Here is a 13,278-nt window from a genome sequence, read left to right on the forward strand (position 1 = left end):
CGTTCGGCTTCGTCATCTCAGGCCCCCCATCCGGCCTGCACGCCGCCGACGCGTTCCTCGGCGATCCGCTGCTGGTAGCCGGAGGCGAGATAGGCGGCCATCGGGTCGGCGGCGAGCCCGCGCTCCTCGCGCCAGGCGGCGAGCTGCGGGCGCACATCGGTGTAGAAGGCATCCATCACCACCGCGTTCGCGGCGAGCACGTCGTTCGCCTCCTGCGCGGCGGTGAGCGCCTCGCGGTCGATGAGCAGCGCGCGGGCCGTCATCTCCTGCACGTTCAGCACGGAGCGGATCTGGCCGGGGATCTTGTCCTCGATGTTGTGGCACTGGTCGAGCATGAACGCCACCTCGGGGTTGTTCAGGCCGCCGCCGCGGATGACCTCGGCGAGGATGCGGAACAGCTGGAACGGGTCGGCGGCGCCCACGATCAGGTCGTCGTCGGCGTAGAAGCGGCTGTTGAAGTCGAAGGAGCCGAGCTTGCCGAGGCGCAGCAGTTGCATCACGATGAACTCGATGTTCGTGCCCGGCGCGTGGTGGCCGGTGTCGAGGCAGACCATGGCCTTCTCGCCGAGGGCGCTCACCTGCGCGTAGCTCGTGCCCCAGTCCGGCACGTCGGTGTGGTAGAACGCCGGCTCGAAGAACTTGTACTCGAGCACGAGGCGCTGCTCGTCGCCGAGGCGCGCGTAGATCTGCTGCAGGGAGTCCTGGAGCCGGTCCTGGCGGTCGCGCATGTCGTTCTGCCCGGGGTAGTTCGAGCCCTCGGCGAGCCAGATCTTCAGGTCGCGCGAGCCGGTCTCGTCCATGATGTCGATGCACTCGAGGTGGTGGTCGATCGCCTTGCGGCGGATGCGCGCGTCGTGGTGGGCGAGGGCGCCGAACTTGTAGTCCTCGTCCTGGAAGGTGTTCGAGTTCACGGTGCCGAGCGTCACGCCGAGGTCCTCGGCGTGACGGCGGAGGGCGTCGTAGGAGTCGACCCGGTCCCACGGGATGTGCAGCGCGACGACGGGGGCGAGCCGCGTGTACGCGTGCACCTGCGCGGCGTCGGCGATCTTCTCGAAGGGGTCGCGCGGGGTGCCGGGCGTCGCGAACACGCGGAAGCGGGTGCCGGAGTTGCCGAACGCCCAGCTGGGCAGTTCGACCGACTGCTGGGCGAGGGCGGAGAGGTGCTCGGTGGAGAGGGCGGTCATGATGCGGGGCTTTCGTGGTCGGTGGCGGCGGAGGCCGTCAGCTGGTCGTGCAGGTTGAAGACTTCGACGAGGGGCGTCGCGGCCTGGTCGGCACGGCCCTCGAGACCGACGAAGAACTCGGCCATGGATGCCTCCCAGCGGGCGGCGACGGGGGAGTCGGCCAGGTACGCGCGGGCCGCCTCGTCGTCGTCGGTCTCGTAGTAGCCGAAGAGGGTGCAGCGCTCGCGGTCGAGGAAGATCGAGTAGTTGCGGCGGCCGGCCGCCGCGATCTCGCGCAGCAGCTCCGGCCACACCGGGGTGTGCCGCTCGACGTAGGCGTCGAGCAGTTCGGGGCGCACCTGGAGGGTGAACGCGACGCGGGGCATGGCACTCCTTCGTGGGCTCGCGGGGGGTCGAACGGCCCGGTCGACACCGAAATGAATCGATCCAGCCGTGAATCGTTTCAAACTGTAATGTGGTCCCCAAGGATCCGTCAAGCGATCCGCCATCACCGACCATCAGGGCGAGGGGCCACCTATGTCAGTGAGCGTGAAGGACGTCGCGGCCGCCGCCGCGGTGTCGGTCGGCACGGTGTCCAACGTGCTGAACCGCCCGGACAAGGTGGCGCCCGCCACCGTGGCGCGGGTGCAGGCCGCGATCGACCGGCTCGGCTTCGTCCGCAACGACGCGGCCCGGCAGCTGCGCGCCGGGCGCAGTCGCAGCATCGGCCTCGTCGTGCTCGACAGCGCCAACCCGTTCTTCGCCGAGGTCGCCCGCGGGGCGGAGGAGCGCGCCGCCCGCGAGGGCATGGCCGTGCTGCTCGGCAACAGCGATCAGACGCCGAGTCGCGAACGCGCCTACCTCGAGCTCTTCCGCGAGCAGCGGGTCAACGGCGTGCTGCTCACGCCGACCGACCTCGAGGCGAGCGCCGTGCGCCGGCTCGCGGACAGCGGCATCCCGCTCGTGATCGTCGACGGCGAGCTGCCGGGCGGCGGGGTGCCGTCGGTCGCGGTCGACGATGTGCAGGGCGGCATGCTGGCCGTCGCGCACCTGCTGGAGCGGGGGCGTCGGCGCATCGCCTACATCGGCGGGCCGCGCTCGATCCGCCAGGTGGCCGACCGGCTCGAGGGCGCCCGGCGCGCGCTCGCCGGCGTGCCGGAGGCGACGCTCGAGGTGATCGAGCTCGACGCGCTGACCGTGCTGCACGGCCGGGATGCGGGCGAGGAGATCGCCCGGCGGGATGCGGCCGATCGCCCCGACGCCGTGTTCTGCGCGAACGACCTGCTCGCGGTCGGCGTGCTGCAGGGCACCGCGATCCTCGGCGAGGTGCGCGTGCCCGAGGATCTCGCCCTCATCGGCTACGACGACATCGACTTCGCGCAGTCCGCGGTGGTCCCGCTGTCCTCGGTGCGCCAGCCGGCGCGTGCGATCGGGGCGGCGGCGGTCGAGCTGCTGCTCGAGGCGCTCGACTCCGAGGGCGCGGCCATCCGGCACGTCCGCTTCCAGCCCGAACTCGTCGTGCGGGCGTCGACCGGCCCGTGATCCAGGGCCGCCCCGCCAGTCCGGGGGTCGTGTCCGATCCGTGACTTGACCGACGGGCGACGGATGCCTACAGTTGCCCTGAATCGAAAGTGAATCGATTCACACCGATCCACTGAACCACTGATCCCCCAACACCCTCAACGAGGAGGAACCCCGTGCCGAGCACTGACGCACCCGTGGTCCTCGAGCTCTCGGAGGTCGTCAAGTCGTTCGGCGCCGTCGTGGCGCTGCGCTCCGCCAGCCTGCGGCTGCAGGCCGGCTCGATCCACGCCCTCATCGGCGAGAACGGCGCCGGCAAGTCCACGCTCGTGAAGATCGTCGCCGGCCTCTACCGCCGCGACGCCGGCGAGTTCCGGCTCGACGGCGAAGACGTCGACTTCACCTCCACCGCCCAGTCGAAGGCCGCGGGCGTCGCGGTCATCTACCAGGAGCCGACGCTCTTCCCGGACCTCTCGGTCACCGAGAACATCTTCATGGGCCGCCAGCTCACCGGCCGCTTCGGCCGGATCGACCGGAAGGCGATGCGGCACGAGGTGGAGCGGCTCTTCACCCGGCTCGGCGTCGTCATCGACCCCGATCGCCCGGCCGAGGGCCTGTCGATCGCCGACCAGCAGGTCATCGAGATCGCCAAAGCCGTCTCGCTCGACGCGAAGGTCCTGATCATGGACGAGCCCACCGCGGCGCTGTCCGGCGTCGAGGCCGAGCGCCTGTTCGCGATCGCCCGCAGCCTGCGCGACGAGGGCCGCGGACTCATCTTCATCTCGCACCGCTTCGACGAGGTCTTCGCGCTCTGCGACACCGTCACCGTCATGCGCGACGGCTCGTACATCGCCACGACCCCGATCGCCGAGACCACGCCGGGCGAACTCGTGCGCCAGATGGTCGGCCGCGAGGTCACCGAGCTGTTCCCCAAGCAGGAGACGGTCGTCGGCGAACCGCTGCTCGAGGTCGAGGGGCTCACCTCGCCCGGCGTCTTCCACGACATCAGCTTCACCGTGCGCGCCGGCGAGATCGTCGGGCTCGCGGGCCTCGTCGGCGCCGGCCGCAGCGAGGTCGCCCGCGCTGTTTTCGGCGTCGACCAGTACCGCGAGGGCAGCGTCACGCTCAAGGGCCGCCGCATCCGCCGCGGACGGCCCACCGAGGCCATGCGGGCCGGACTCGCCCTCGTGCCCGAGGATCGCCGCAAGCAGGGGCTCGTCATCGACTCCGGCGTCGGCCGCAACATCACGATGGCGATCCGCCGCGAGCTCTCCCGCTTCGGCCTCATCACCACCGGCCTCGAGAACCGCGCCGCCCGCGTCTGGGCGAGCCGGCTCGAGGTGAAGTCCTACGCCCTCGACACCGTCGCGGCGACCCTCTCCGGCGGGAACCAGCAGAAGGTCGTGCTCGCCAAGTGGCTCGCGACGAAGCCCGACGTGCTCATCGTCGATGAGCCCACGCGCGGCATCGACGTCGGCACGAAGTCCGAGGTGCACCGCCTGCTCTCGGAGCTCGCCGGCGAGGGCATGGGCATCCTCATGATCTCCTCCGAGCTGCCAGAGGTGCTCGGAATGGCCGACCGCGTGCTCGTGATGCGCGAGGGGCGCATCACGGCCGAGATCGACCGCGCAGACGCCACCAGCGAGAACGTGATGTTCGCCGCCACCCACGCATCGGAGCAGCACTCGTGACCTCCTCTCCCCCCACCACGGTGATCCCCGTCTCCGGGATCACGAAGCACATCGGCGCCCTCGGCAAAGCGCGCGAGTTCGGCATCCTGATCGCCCTCGTCCTCGTGGTGATCGCCGCGACGACGATGAACCCGAGCTTCCTCTTCTCGACGGACGGCTGGCGCGACCTGCTGCTCACTCCGTCGATCCTGGTGCTCGTCGCCGCCGGGCAGGCGATCGTCATCATCACCCGCAACGTCGACCTCTCGGTCGGCTCGGTGATGGGGCTGTCGGCCTACCTCACCGGCCGGCTCTTCATCGACGTGCCCGACCTGCCGATCCCCGTCGTCGTACTCCTGGCGGTGCTGTTCGGCGCCTTCCTCGGGCTCGTGAACGGCTCGCTCGTCGCCTTCGCCCGCGTGCCCGCGATGGTGATCACGCTCGGCACGCTCTACGCCTACCGCGGCATCAACGTGATGTGGGCCGGCTCGACCCGGGTCAACGCCTCGGACATGCCGAAGGAGTTCCTCGCGATCGGCACGGGGCAGTTCCTCACCATCCCGATCCTCGCCATCGTCGCGTTCGTCATCCTCGCCGCCGCGGCCTGGTACATGCGCAACACGCGCGGCGGCCGCGAGTACTACGCGATCGGCTCCGACCCGGCTGCGGCCGAGCTCTACGGCCTCAAGGTCACCCGCCGGGTGCTCACCGCCTTCACCCTGTCGGGCGCGCTCGCGGGCCTCGCCGGCGTCTTCTACGTCGCCCGCTACGGCACGGTCAGCTCGCAGGCCGGCGCCGGCTGGGAGCTCGACGCCGTGGGCGCGGCCGTCATCGGCGGCGTCGCGATCACGGGCGGCATCGGCACCGTGTGGGGCGCCGCGATCGGCGCCGTGCTGCTGATGACCATCAACCGGGCGCTGCCGATCCTCGGCATCCCCGACTTCTGGCAGCGCGCCGTCGTCGGCGTGCTCATCATCGGCGCCATCGTGCTCGACCGCTGGCTCGCCGTGCGGCAGAGACAGCGGCTCATCGAAGCGAGGGACGAGTCATGACCACCACGACCACCCCGGCGACCCCGCCCGCCACGACGAACCGGGTGAGCCGCGACTACGAGAAGCCGCTCTGGCGTCGGGTGCTGCTCACCCGCGAGATGGCGATCGTGGCGCTCCTCGTGCTCGTCGTCGCCTACGCGATGCTCACGGTGCGCGGCTTCGCGCAGCCGATCACGCTCAACTACCTGCTGCTCGACATCGCGCCGATCCTGCTGATCGCGCTGCCGATGACGCTCGTGATGATCACGGGCGAGATCGACCTGTCGGTCGGCAGCATGGTCGGCCTCGCGAGCGTCGTCACCGGCGCCGGGGTGCACGCCGGCCTGCCCTTCGAGCTCGCCGCCGTGCTCGCGCTGCTCGTCGGCGCCATCGGCGGCGCGTTCAACGGCTTCCTCGTGACCGTGGTCGGCCTGCCCTCGCTCGCGGTGACGATCGGCACGCTCGCGCTCTTCCGCGGTCTCGCGGTCGGCCTGCTCGGCACCACCGCCGTCACTGACTTCCCCGAGGGCTGGACGGCCCTCGCGAAGGCGAAGATCGCCGGCACGACGATCCCGTACATCATGATCCCGTTCCTGATCCTGCTCGTGATCTTCGTCGTGGTGCTGCACTTCACGCCCTTCGGTCGCGGCATCTACGCGATCGGGCAGTCGAAGGATGCCGCGCGCTTCTCGGGCGTGCACCTGGAGCGCACGAAGTTCCTGCTCTTCATGGCGGCCGGGCTCGTCGCGGCGTTCGCGGGCGTCTTCTACACCCTGCGCTTCGGCAGCGCCCGCGGCGACAACGCGACCGGGCTCGAGCTGCAGGTGATCGCCGCGGTCGTGCTCGGCGGGGTCTCCGTCTTCGGCGGCCGCGGCCAGCTCTACGGGGTCGTCGCCGCCGTGCTCCTGATCGGCGTGCTCTCGAGCGCCCTCCGCCTCGCGAACGTCACCTCCGACGTCATCAACGTCATCACCGGCACGCTGCTGGTGGTCTCGGTCGTCAGTGCGAGCCTGCTCGCCTGGCTGCAGAAGGTCCGGCGACGACGCTCGGGCCCGGTCTCCTCCGTCGCAGCACCCACAGCATCTTGACGACGCTGCGCGTCCCCCGGCCGACGGCATCCGTCTCGGTCGCCAGCACGAAAGGAATGGAAGAACAATGAAGTTTGCACACAAGCGTGCGACCGCCGTGGCTGCGGCCGCGGTGGCGGCTGCGCTCGCACTCTCCGGCTGCGCCGACACCGGCTCCTCGGGCGGAGGCGCGAGCGAGGGCGGCGGCAGCGACAACCTCTCGATCACCTTCCTGCCGAAGAGCCTCGGCAACCCCTACTTCGACACCTCGAGCAAGGGCGGCAAGGCGGCCGTCGAGGAGCTCGGCGGCACCTTCGCCGAGGTCGGCCCGGCGGAGTCCGGCCCCGACGCCCAGGTGAGCTACATCAACACCGCCACGCAGCAGGGCGTCGGCTCGCTCGTCGTCTCGGCGAACGACCCGAAGGCGATCTGCGACGCGCTCAACGAGGCCCGCGACGCCGGCGTCAAGGTCGTCACCTTCGACTCCGACACGAACCCCGACTGCCGCGACCTCTTCGTGAACCAGGCGACCGCCGACGGCATCGCCAAGGTGCAGGTCGACCTCATCGCCGAGCAGATCGGCGACGCGGGCGAGATCGCCATCGTTTCGTCGACCGCGAACGCGACGAACCAGAACACCTGGATCGACAAGATGAAGGAACTGCTCGCGGCCGACCACCCGAACATCCAGCTCGTGGACGTCGTCTACGGCGACGACGACGAGCAGATCTCGTTCGACAAGACGGCGGCCGTGCTGCAGTCGCACCCGAACCTGAAGGGCATCGTCTCGCCGACGACCATCGGCATCTCGGCGGCCGCGCGCTACCTCTCGACCTCGGACTACAAGGGCAAGGTCGCGCTGACCGGCCTCGGCACGCCGAACCAGATGCGCGAGTACATCGAGGACGGCACCGTCACCGCCTTCGCGCTGTGGAACCCGGAGGACCTCGGCTACCTGTCGGCCTACGCCGCGGCGGCGCTCATCAACGGCGACATCACCGGCAAGGAGGGCGACACCTTCACGGCCGGCAAGCTCGGCGAGTACACCGTGGGCGCGGACGCGACCGTGCTGCTCGGCGACCCGTACGTGTTCGACAAGGACAACATCGACGACTTCGACTTCTGAGTCGTCGGCGGGTCTCGTTCGACACCCACCCAGAAGCGCCCCGGCCGGGATCGGCCGGGGCGCTTCGTCGCTGAGGTGATGACCGAGTTGCCCGACTTTCATGAAAGTCGGGCAACTCGGGGTGGTGGTGACGTGGTGAAGTGGTGGCCGGCTCAGCCCGCTTCCGCGAGGCCCGCGACCCAGTCCACGAGGTGGGCGAGCAGCGGCTCGGCGTGCTCGGTGTCGAGGCGGCGGGGGTCGGCGCCGAAGACGCCGTGCAGCGGGTGGTCGGCGCGGTGCCGGTCCTGGCCGTAGGGGTCCTCGCCGTCAGGGGCCGGATGCGTCGTGGGGTCGGGCAGTGCGTCGACGTGCACGAGCTCGGGCGAGAGGGCGTGCAGCACGAGGGATTCGAAGCGGCCGGCATGGTCCGGCGCGACCGGCGGGGTCGGCGCCTGGCCGAGCGTGCGGGCGACGGCGCGCAGCGGGGCATCCGTGCCGTTCCAGCGATCCGCCACCCGCTCGACCAGCTCGCGCTGCTCCTCCGCGAAGTGACCACTCAGGATGACGACGCGGCGCACGCCCAGCTCCGAGAGCCGGGCCAGGCTCTCGCCGAGGAGCGCCTCGATCGCCTCGGGGGTGTCGCTCATGATCGTCCACGGGTAGCGCGAGTGCTCACCGCCGACCGCCTGGTAGTACGGGGGCAGCACGACGCCGCCGTGCTGCCCGGCGGCCCGCAGGCAGATGCCGTACGCGGTGAGGGCGTCGAGGCCGATCGGCAGATGCGGGCCGTGGAACTCGAGCGAGCCGAGCGGCAGGTACGCGACCGAGGCGAGCGACAGGCGCGCCTCGATCTGCTCCGGGCTCAGCCGCTCGATCGCGGGTGAGACGTCGGTGGCTGCGGTCGTGTCGCTCATACGTAGAAGTTCCTCTCCCATCCGAAGCCGGCGAGCTGCTCGCGCAGCCCCTCGGCGAGCCCGCGCCCGTCGGCGAACGACAGGTTGCGGGCGATGCGTCGCTGCGAGGTCATGCCGACGATCGCGGTCGAGACCTCGGGGCGGTCGAGCACGAAGCGCACGGCGGCCTCGTCGAGCCCGTCGTAGTGCGGCGCCGTGACCGCCTTGATCGCCTCGACCCGCTCCAGCGTCTCGCTGAAGCGCTCGCCGCGGAACATCGTCTTCAGCACCGAGTCATCCGCCCACTGCGCGTACGTCTCCGGCGTCCACGCTCCGCTCAGCGAGCCGGAATCCAGGGCGACGCGCACGATGATCGCCGTGCCGGACGCGGCGGCGGCGGGCAGCAGCGCCTCCTCGGGCCGTTGCTCGAAGAGGTTGTAGATGACCTGGATCGAGTCGACCAGCCCCGACTCGGCGAGGGCGACGCCCTCGTCGGCCCGGTAGTCGCGCAGCGAGACGCCGATGCGGTCGATCTTGCCCTCCGCGCGCAGCTCGTGCAGGGTCTCCAGCCAGCCGAGCTCCTGCATCCCGCGAGGCATCCAGCAGTGCAGCTGATACAGGTCGATCCGCTCGACGCCCAGGCGGCGCAGCGACTGCTCGGCCTGCGCGCGCAGGTACTCCGGCCGGTAGGCGGCCGCGATGTCGGGGTCGTCGACCGAGGGGTGCGGCCACTCGGGCGGCTGCACCTTCGTGGCGACGTAGACGCGCTCGCCGCCCCACTCCCGCAGCGATCGGCCGACGACCTCCTCGCTGTGGCCGGAGCCGTACATCTCGGCGGTATCGACGAAGTTGATGCCGCGCTCGTAGGCGTCGAGGAGCGCGCGGACCGAGGCGTCGTCGTCGACCGGCCCCCACTGCCCGCCGAGCTGCCAGGCGCCGAACGACACCTCGCTGATCTCCCACCCGGTGCGACCGAACGGTCGTCGATGAACGGTCATGTGCTGGTGCGCTCCTTCACGCTCGGGGCGCGCTGCTTGCGCGCGGCGGCGCGCGGGGTGCACACCGCGCCGCGCATCCGGCGCGGCCCTTCGAATCTACGAAGCGCGGATGGCCGGGCGGAGGACACCGGAACGCGGAAACATGGACTGGACGAGCAGTGCTCGCCGCCGCCTCAGGGTCGCACGGTGTCGCGCGCGAACTGGGTCGGGGAGACCCCGTACGCGCGGCGGAACGCGCGCGAGAAGTACAGCGGATCGGGGTAGCCGACGAGCTGCGCCACCTCGCTCACCCGCATGCCGGTCGTGCGCAGCAGGCTGCCGGCCTCGCGCAGGCGCACGTGCCGGATCCACGCCTGCATGGACTCGCCGGTATGCCGGGTGAACAGGCGTTGCGCGGTCGTCTCGCTGCACCTGGCCGCCTCGGCGACCCGGGCGACGGTCAGCGGCTCGGCGATGTGGTGGCGGATGAACGTCATCATCAGCTCGAGCGAGCCGGGCACGGCGGTCTGCTGCGCGTGGCTGTCGGCCCAGGCGGCGTTCTCGAAGAGGATGAGCCGCCCGAGCGCCCGGAAGTACTCCTCGTCGAAGGCGCCCTCTCCGAGTCGTTCGATGGCGATCGTGCCGAACTCGGTGATGCGCCGGGCGGCGGCGTTCCGCATCGTCGACAAGCCGGGGCGGAATGCCGCCGCATCGCCGTGCCTGGCCGGATCGTCGAGCAGCGGGTCGCCCGGCAGGTGCGCGACCCGGGGCACGACGGGCGCCGAACGGTCATAGCGGGGCACGACGTGCAGGGTGCCGATGTGGAACGGCCCGCGGCGGTTCGCGCGGTACTCGACCCGGTGGTGCCACGGCAGCCGCACGACGTGCTGCGCGTCGACGGTCCAGCTCTGCCCGCCGGCGCGGATCTCGCCGCCGCCGCTCACGATCCAGATGAACGAGACGCTCATCACGTGCGGGTTCACGATCTGCTCGCCCGAGGTGAAGCGGTACCAGTTCGCGCCGACGACGACGGGGTCGTCGTCGGGGTGCAGCAGCGTCACATCGACCATGGTAGGTCGCATGAGCGTCAGGCGGCGGCCTCCAGGCGGACCGAGACGGTGCCCGCCTCGTACACGGCGACGGGGTGTGCGAAGGGCTGCGGGGTGAGCTGCTCCGCGTCGACGAGCGCGACGCCGGGGAACGACTCCAGCAGGGCCGCGATGGCCTCGCGGATCTCGACGCGGGCGACCTGCTGGCCGATGCATCCGTGGATGCCGTAGCCGAAGCCCAGGTGGCCGAACGCGTCCCGGGTGACGTCGAACTCCTCTGGGCGCTCGCCCCAGTGCCCGGGGTCGCGGTTCGCCGCGACGGGCGAGACCGACACCGAGGTGCCGGCGGGGATGCGCGTGCCCTCGATCTCGACGTCCTCGAGCGCGGTGCGGGCGAAGAGCGTCACGAACATGGCGCCGGCGCGCATGAACTCCTCGACCGCCGGACGCAGCTGCTCGGGGTCCGCGCGCAGGATCGCCAGCTGCTCGGGGTTCGTCAGCAGTGCGACGGAGGCCGTCGCGATCAGATACGCGACGGAGTCTCGCCCCGCGCCCATCAGCAGGCGCAGCAGCGCCTCGACCTCGACCCGGTCGAGCTCGGGGTTCTGCAGCAGGTCGGTGATGACGTCCTCGCCCGGCGAGTCTGCGCGCTCCTCGAGGAGGGCGCGGATGAAGTCGTACTTCTGCTGCGCCGTCGACTCCTCGACGAAGAGCGCGACGAAGCGCTCGTAGTGGTGCTCCGGGATGCCGATGACGTGGCAGTGCGTGCGGGCCGAGATCGGCATGGCGTAGTCGCGCCAGAGGTCGACGACCGGGCCGCGCTCGCGCAGCGCCTCGATCTGCTCGGCGACCATGGCGCGGATCCACGGCTCGCGGGCCCGGGCCTGACGCACCGAGAAGCGGGCGGTCACGGCGCGCCGGAGCTTCGCGTGCTCCTCACCGTCGAGGTTCAGCAGGTTGAGCTCGTCGGAGGCCTGCCCCGAGGCATCCAGCTCGCCCGGCGCCTCCAGCGGCACGGCGGCGCTCTCGGCCTTGCCCTCCTCGCCGTGCGCGGGCGGGCCGACCGGCATCCGCGAGGGCCGCATGCTGAACCGCGGATCCTGCAGCACGGCGACCGCCGCCTCGTAGCGGGTGGCGACGAGGCCCTCGTGGCCGTCCTGGAAGTCGAGCGGCATGAACGCGCCGGCCTCGCGCCAGGCGGCGAGCTGCGGGGACGGCGTGAGCGGGGTGCCGTCGCCGGGGAGGGAGCGGGAGTGGAACGGGCATTCGGCGGGGATCGTCATCGATCTGGCTTCCTTCAGGAGTGGGCGACGAGGGGACGGGCGGAGGTGACGACGGCCGCGCGGGCCGTGCGGAAGTCGCGGGGCGGGGCGTTCCAGCCGACGACGCCGCGGAGCGCTCCGGCGTCGTCGTGGCTGCCGTAGACGGTGCCCGCGGACTCGGCGGCCGTGGGCAGTTCGGTGAGCGGCCGCTCGGGGTCGAACCAGCCGTAGGCGTGGATGCGGGTGCCGTGGATCTCCGACCAGAACAGCGGCACCGGCTGCGCGCCCTCGGCGCCGTGCGCGAGGCGCCCGGCGACGGCGATGGCCTGCTCGATGGCGTTGCTCTGGTGCTCGACGCGGCGGTGCCGCCCGGTGATCGGGTCGAACCAGGCGGCGACGTCGCCCACCGCGGAGACGCCGGGGGCGGCGATGCCGAGGCGGTCGCAGGCGATACCGTCGGCGAGCTCGAGCGTCGAGGAGGCGAGCCAGTCGGTGCGCGGGGTGCCGCCGATCATGGTGACGACGAGGTCGACGGTGCGCGTGGTGCCGTCGGCGAACTCAAGCGCGGTGGCGTCGGGTGCGGCCGTCGTGCCGGCGGGACGGGCGGCGACGAGCTCGGTGCGGAGGGCGAGCTCGACGCCGTGCGCCTCGTGCAGTCGCACGAGCTCCTCGCTCAGGAGGGTGCCGACCCCGCCGAAGCCGAGCGCGCCGGAGCGGCCGACGAGCAGCACCTCCGCGTCGCGCTTGCGCGCGGCGCTCGCGATCTCGGAGCCGAGGATGCCGGAGCCGATCACCGCGATGCGCCGGGCCTCATCCATCCGCTCGCGCAGTCGCAGCGCGTCGTCCATGGTGCGGAGCGTGGATGCCTCGGTCAGCACGGGATGCCGCCGGGGCTCCGTGCCCGTCGCGATGACGAGTTCGTCGAAGGCGATCGGGCCGTCGCCGGTGTGCAGGGTGCGCGCGCCGACGTCGAGTCCGGTCGCCCGCCGACCGGTGAGCACGCGGATGCCGAGCTCGTCGAGCTCCGCCGCCGTGCGGATGGCGGCCTGATCCGGCTGCCATTCGCCGGCGAGGATCTGCTTCGACAGCGGCGGCCGGGTGTACGGCAGGTGCGGCTCGTCGCCGAGCAGGGTGATCTCGCCGTCGAAGCCCTCGTCGCGCAACGACTCGGCGACGGTGAGCCCGCCGATCGACCCGCCGACGATGACGACGCGTGCGGAGGCGCTCATGTCGTGAGCGCGATGGCGCGGGCCGGGCAGAGCCGCACGGCGCGGGTCGCCGCCGCGAGGTCGGCGCCCTGGGGATCGGGCTCGAGCAGCAGGACGATGCCGTTGTCGTCCTGGTCGAACACGTCGGGGGCGACGAGGGCGCACTGCCCGGCGCCGACGCAGGCGTCGGTCTGGACCAGGATGCTCATCGGTACTCCTCTGTACTAGGTGCGATGGAGTCAATCCAAGCCGTGGCAACCACGGAATCCCATGCCCCGCGCACCCAGAACATGGACTGGACGATCAGGCGCCCGCACTCGAGGCGCCCCCTC

Annotated in this window: 12 protein-coding genes and 1 pseudogene; 5 read left to right on the forward strand and 8 right to left on the reverse strand. The window is 71.4% G+C overall.

Annotated features, from left to right (window positions below; all coding sequences use genetic code 11):
• Positions 1 to 17: 17 nt before the first annotated feature.
• Both rhaI and QSJ60_RS02280 read right to left on the reverse strand, forming a co-directional pair.
• Positions 18 to 1,184 carry an L-rhamnose isomerase gene (gene rhaI, locus QSJ60_RS02275; RefSeq protein ID WP_230765284.1) on the reverse strand — a complete coding sequence of 389 codons (1,167 nt, stop codon included), beginning with the start codon at positions 1,182 to 1,184 and terminating at the stop codon, positions 18 to 20.
• On the reverse strand, positions 1,181 to 1,549 hold the full coding sequence (locus QSJ60_RS02280) for an L-rhamnose mutarotase (RefSeq protein ID WP_189084067.1): 369 nt from the start codon (positions 1,547 to 1,549) through the stop codon (positions 1,181 to 1,183). The genes rhaI and QSJ60_RS02280 overlap by 4 nt, the downstream gene beginning before the upstream one ends.
• A gap of 151 nt (positions 1,550 to 1,700) precedes the next feature.
• On the opposite strand from QSJ60_RS02280, the gene QSJ60_RS02285 reads away from it, so the two are divergent.
• From QSJ60_RS02285 to rhaS, 5 genes are all read left to right on the forward strand, one after another.
• Positions 1,701 to 2,705: a LacI family DNA-binding transcriptional regulator gene (locus QSJ60_RS02285; protein WP_230765288.1), complete on the forward strand. Its 1,005-nt coding sequence runs from the start codon at positions 1,701 to 1,703 to the stop codon at positions 2,703 to 2,705.
• Between the two features lie 155 nt (positions 2,706 to 2,860).
• The gene (locus tag QSJ60_RS02290) at positions 2,861 to 4,375 is read left to right on the forward strand and encodes a sugar ABC transporter ATP-binding protein (protein ID WP_285462354.1); all 1,515 of its coding nucleotides are present in this window, start codon (positions 2,861 to 2,863) and stop codon (positions 4,373 to 4,375) included.
• A 50-nt stretch (positions 4,376 to 4,425) separates the two neighbouring features.
• A complete protein-coding gene (locus tag QSJ60_RS02295; protein WP_285465237.1) occupies positions 4,426 to 5,406 on the forward strand; it encodes an ABC transporter permease in 981 nt (326 codons plus the stop codon).
• Positions 5,403 to 6,473 carry an ABC transporter permease gene (locus QSJ60_RS02300; RefSeq protein ID WP_189084070.1) on the forward strand — a complete coding sequence of 357 codons (1,071 nt, stop codon included), beginning with the start codon at positions 5,403 to 5,405 and terminating at the stop codon, positions 6,471 to 6,473. The genes QSJ60_RS02295 and QSJ60_RS02300 overlap by 4 nt, the downstream gene beginning before the upstream one ends.
• Before the next feature lie 67 nt (positions 6,474 to 6,540).
• Positions 6,541 to 7,578, forward strand: coding sequence for a rhamnose ABC transporter substrate-binding protein (rhaS, locus tag QSJ60_RS02305; protein WP_285462355.1), 1,038 nt, complete (start codon positions 6,541 to 6,543; stop codon positions 7,576 to 7,578).
• Between the two features lie 152 nt (positions 7,579 to 7,730).
• On the opposite strand, the gene QSJ60_RS02310 is transcribed toward rhaS, so the two are convergent.
• The 6 genes and pseudogenes from QSJ60_RS02310 to QSJ60_RS02335 all read right to left on the reverse strand — a co-directional run.
• The gene (locus QSJ60_RS02310) at positions 7,731 to 8,471 is read right to left on the reverse strand and encodes a creatininase family protein (RefSeq protein WP_285462356.1); all 741 of its coding nucleotides are present in this window, start codon (positions 8,469 to 8,471) and stop codon (positions 7,731 to 7,733) included.
• Positions 8,468 to 9,448, reverse strand: coding sequence for an aldo/keto reductase (locus tag QSJ60_RS02315; protein WP_230765297.1), 981 nt, complete (start codon positions 9,446 to 9,448; stop codon positions 8,468 to 8,470). The genes QSJ60_RS02310 and QSJ60_RS02315 overlap by 4 nt, the downstream gene beginning before the upstream one ends.
• Before the next feature lie 173 nt (positions 9,449 to 9,621).
• Positions 9,622 to 10,488, reverse strand: a complete 867-nt coding sequence (locus tag QSJ60_RS02320; RefSeq protein ID WP_189084074.1) for a helix-turn-helix transcriptional regulator — start codon at positions 10,486 to 10,488, stop codon at positions 9,622 to 9,624.
• Between the two features lie 26 nt (positions 10,489 to 10,514).
• A complete protein-coding gene (locus QSJ60_RS02325) occupies positions 10,515 to 11,759 on the reverse strand; it encodes a cytochrome P450 (RefSeq protein WP_285462357.1) in 1,245 nt (414 codons plus the stop codon).
• 14 nt (positions 11,760 to 11,773) lie between these two features.
• The gene (locus tag QSJ60_RS02330) at positions 11,774 to 12,967 is read right to left on the reverse strand and encodes an NAD(P)/FAD-dependent oxidoreductase (protein WP_285462358.1); all 1,194 of its coding nucleotides are present in this window, start codon (positions 12,965 to 12,967) and stop codon (positions 11,774 to 11,776) included.
• A pseudogene (locus QSJ60_RS02335) lies at positions 12,964 to 13,158 on the reverse strand (ferredoxin); the annotation flags it as partial. The pseudogene QSJ60_RS02335 and the gene QSJ60_RS02330, both read right to left, overlap by 4 nt.
• Between the last annotated feature and the right edge of the window lie 120 nt (positions 13,159 to 13,278).

The organism is Agromyces sp. NBRC 114283, from assembly GCF_030268405.1.
GTDB classification, from domain to species: Bacteria; Actinomycetota; Actinomycetes; order Actinomycetales; family Microbacteriaceae; genus Agromyces; species Agromyces mediolanus.

What these genes read in the sequence shown, in the direction of transcription:
- rhaI (WP_230765284.1), bottom strand. Translation starts at nt 1,184, where the DNA reads ATGACCGCCCTCTCCACCGAGCACCTCTCCGCCCTCGCCCAGCAGTCG.
- QSJ60_RS02280 (WP_189084067.1), bottom strand. Translation starts at nt 1,549, where the DNA reads ATGCCCCGCGTCGCGTTCACCCTCCAGGTGCGCCCCGAACTGCTCGAC.
- QSJ60_RS02285 (WP_230765288.1), top strand. Translation starts at nt 1,701, where the DNA reads ATGTCAGTGAGCGTGAAGGACGTCGCGGCCGCCGCCGCGGTGTCGGTC.
- QSJ60_RS02300 (WP_189084070.1), top strand. Translation starts at nt 5,403, where the DNA reads ATGACCACCACGACCACCCCGGCGACCCCGCCCGCCACGACGAACCGG.
- rhaS (WP_285462355.1), top strand. Translation starts at nt 6,541, where the DNA reads ATGAAGTTTGCACACAAGCGTGCGACCGCCGTGGCTGCGGCCGCGGTG.
- QSJ60_RS02310 (WP_285462356.1), bottom strand. Translation starts at nt 8,471, where the DNA reads ATGAGCGACACGACCGCAGCCACCGACGTCTCACCCGCGATCGAGCGG.
- QSJ60_RS02315 (WP_230765297.1), bottom strand. Translation starts at nt 9,448, where the DNA reads ATGACCGTTCATCGACGACCGTTCGGTCGCACCGGGTGGGAGATCAGC.
- QSJ60_RS02325 (WP_285462357.1), bottom strand. Translation starts at nt 11,759, where the DNA reads ATGACGATCCCCGCCGAATGCCCGTTCCACTCCCGCTCCCTCCCCGGC.
- QSJ60_RS02330 (WP_285462358.1), bottom strand. Translation starts at nt 12,967, where the DNA reads ATGAGCGCCTCCGCACGCGTCGTCATCGTCGGCGGGTCGATCGGCGGG.